Genomic DNA, 628 nt, shown 5'->3' with positions numbered 1-628 from the left:
CAGGCATACCTAACCCAGTAAGCTTGTTCAACGCTTTTATCATCGCGTAAGTTTCACCCACCTGGGCATTGTAATTTCTTAAGCTCAATCGTCCTCCTAGCAACTGTTTAACTCGATACATCGCTGTTTCTGACAATGAACGTTTGTGGTATCCATACCGCTCTTTCCAATACTTATTTGAGCCGTATAATTTCTGGCAACCCACGGCGAGATTTCGAGGATGACCACGCTCCCAGAAGGCTGCCCCTTCTCTTGGGGGAATAAGCGCAACGGCTCGCTTCATCTTAATAGCAGCGCGACACGCTCTCGTGTCGTAAGCGCCATCACCAGACACCTCAAGGATGCTTCGACGTGTTTGTTTCAGTAGGTTCGGGAGTACTTCACCATCTGTAACCGTTGATAAACTTAGCTCGGCGGCAATGATCTCATGAGTGCTTGTATCAACTGCAATATGCAGCTTTCGCCAGACTCTCCGCTTGCCATCCGTCCCGTGTTTTTTGACTTTCCATTCACCTTCGCCATAAACCTTAAGGCCAGTTGCATCAATGGCTAGGTGTTGTATCGCTCCTCTCGCTTTAGTCTTAAATGAGACCTCAACTTGCTTGGCTCTACGACTGATGCAGGTGTA

General features: G+C 48.1%; 1 protein-coding gene. It reads right to left on the bottom strand.

From position 1 onward, the window contains the following. A partial coding sequence (locus AB4209_RS06040; protein WP_372055156.1) for an IS5 family transposase occupies window positions 1-628 on the bottom strand: 628 nt, incomplete at both ends.

The organism is Vibrio sp. 10N.286.48.C11 (genome assembly GCF_041469805.1).
Taxonomy (GTDB): domain Bacteria; phylum Pseudomonadota; class Gammaproteobacteria; order Enterobacterales; family Vibrionaceae; genus Vibrio; species Vibrio crassostreae_C.
Note: the sequence above shows the minus strand (reverse complement) of the source record. Positions and strands in the feature narration are given on the sequence as shown.